General features: G+C 36.6%; 1 protein-coding gene. It reads left to right on the top strand.

Annotation, left to right across the window (positions count from 1 at the left end; translation table 11 throughout):
* Nucleotides 1–10 precede the first annotated feature (10 nt).
* On the top strand, nucleotides 11–2,200 hold the full coding sequence (locus VIM94_RS05870; RefSeq protein WP_332038353.1) for a GH92 family glycosyl hydrolase: 2,190 nt from the start codon (nucleotides 11–13) through the stop codon (nucleotides 2,198–2,200).
* Nucleotides 2,201–2,475: the final 275 nt, after the last annotated feature.

Genomic DNA, 2,475 nt, shown 5'->3' with positions numbered 1-2,475 from the left:
TTATTTACCTCTGCTGGCTTTTCTAATTTTCGGATTTATATCAGCACAGAAAGCTCCGGTAGATTTTGTAAACCCGTTTATAGGAACCTCTAATTACGGGGCTACTAATCCGGGAGCAATTGCGCCGCGTGGGATGGCAAGTGTTTCTCCATTTAATGTTACGGGAAGAATAGATCTTAATCCTTTAGAAAAGGATAGCCAGTGGTTGTCTAATCCGTATGTATATGAGAATAAATTTCTAACAGGATTTTCACACGTGAATATGAGTGGGGTAGGTTGCCCCGATCTTGGAGTTATTATCACCATGCCTACTACCGGAGAATTGGAGACAGATCATTTAAAATACGGGAGTACTTATTCTGAGGAAACAGCGAAGGCCGGGTATTATTCAGTTGAACTCGATAAGTATAAGGTAAAAGCAGAAGCCACGGCTAGTACCAGAACCGGTGTTTCCAGATATTCCTTTCCGGCTGGGAAAGCTAATGTTTTATTGAATTTAGGCTTAGGGCTTACCAATGAGCAGGGAGCCATGGTGCACATAGTTTCTCCTACCGAAATTGAAGGAATGCGAACTGTGGGTTCCTTTTGTTATAATAATGCGGAAGCAGCTTACCCAGTTTATTTTGTGGCAAAATTTTCAAAACCGGCAGAGGATTTTGGGATCTGGAAAACTCCTTATAATTACGAAGGTGAGGAAGCGCAATGGATGACTTATAATGGAAAAACCCGAATAAAAGAAGGTTTTACCAGGGAAGTTATGGGTGATAGTATTGGAGCTTATATGACTTACGATTTTAAAGAACCCCAGGAAATAGAGGTTAAGATTGGTGTTTCTTACGTGAGCATTGAAAATGCCCGGGAAAACTTAGAAAAAGAAGTTGGTAATTCATCCTTTGAGGAAGTTTATGAACAAACAAAAGAAGCCTGGAATAAGAAGCTTAAAGTTGTAGAAGTTCAAGGCGGAAGTGAAGACGATAAAGTCATTTTCTACACGGCTTTATATCATACTCAAATTCATCCTAATATTTTAAATGATTTTAATGGAGAGTATCCTGAAATAGCTACAGGTAAGATTGGTAAAACCGAAGGAAGAAGGTATACCACCTTTTCACTATGGGATACTTATAGGAATTACCATCAATTAATGAGCTTGCTTTACCCGCAAGAGCAATTAGAGATGGTAAGATCCATGTTAGCTATGTATGATGAAAATGGATGGTTGCCAAAATGGGAATTAAATTCAACCGAAACTTTTACCATGGTAGGAGATCCGGCAGCAGTTGTTTTAGCTGACACATATTTACGGGGTTTAACCGATTTTGATGTGGAAAAAGCTTATGAAGCCATGCTGAAAAGTGCGCTTGATACAGTTAACAATCCTTTACGTCCTGGGCTTAAACAGTATATCGATAACGGTTATGTAGGAGTTGATAGCGGAATTCCGGGACCTGTGTCCACCACCCTGGAATATAATATTGCCGATTATGCTATTGCGCAATTGGCAAAGAGTTTAGGAAAAGAAAGTGACTATAAGATGTTTTCAGACCGTGCTTTGTCGTATAAGAAACTTTATAACCCAGAAACTGGATTTCTACAGCCTAGATATAGTGACGGGAAATGGTATACACCTATTGATCCACTCGCCGGAGCTAATTTTGAAAAGAATGTTGGCTATATAGAGGGTAATGCCTGGCAATATTTATTTATGGTGCCTCACGATATAGATGGCTTAATGAATTTGATGGGGGGATCCGAAACTTTTGAAAATAAGCTGGACCAGATTTTTAATGAGGGGTATTACGATATGGCAAATGAGCCGGATATCCTTTACCCTTATTTGTATAATTATATTGAGGATAGTGAATATAAAACTTCAGTAAAAGTTACGGAACTTATAAAAAAATATTATAAAAATGGGCCTGATGGTCTTCCTGGTAATGATGACACAGGAACAATGAGTGCCTGGGTGGTTTATTCAATGATGGGATTTTATCCAATTACGCCTGCTAACCCCGTGTATACTTTTACAAATGCGGTTTTTGATAGCATAAAAATTAATCTCAATCCCCGGTGTTATAGCGAAGACTCTATATTAATTGATTCAAAATCAATGGAGTATACTGTTCCATCTTCTGGTTTTTCCGGCTCCCTTAAGAAGCATTATTTTATGAACCATAATAATCTTTTTAATTCAAATTGAATTCTTTTACATACTGTTAATAATTAATTAAAAAAATAGTTTAAGTGTGCATACTTCTTTCTATTTTAGCTTAAACGTTTTCGTTTAGGTTTGTTATTTAGCTACTGAAATATGTTGTCGGTCGAAAACATTTCTGAATAGTTAATATAAACCTAAAATTTAACTAATTTTATAATCAAAAACATGCTGAAATGCGTGAAACAACTAATCAAAATTCAATTACACATGGTTAAAAAATTATTATTCCTGTTGGGATTAATGTTTTTTTCATTTAA

Origin of the sequence: Salegentibacter sp., assembly GCF_036568425.1 — a bacterium.
Taxonomy (GTDB): Bacteria; Bacteroidota; Bacteroidia; order Flavobacteriales; family Flavobacteriaceae; genus Salegentibacter.
The sequence above is the reverse complement of the archived record's forward strand: the minus strand, read 5'-3'. Positions and strand labels throughout refer to the sequence as shown.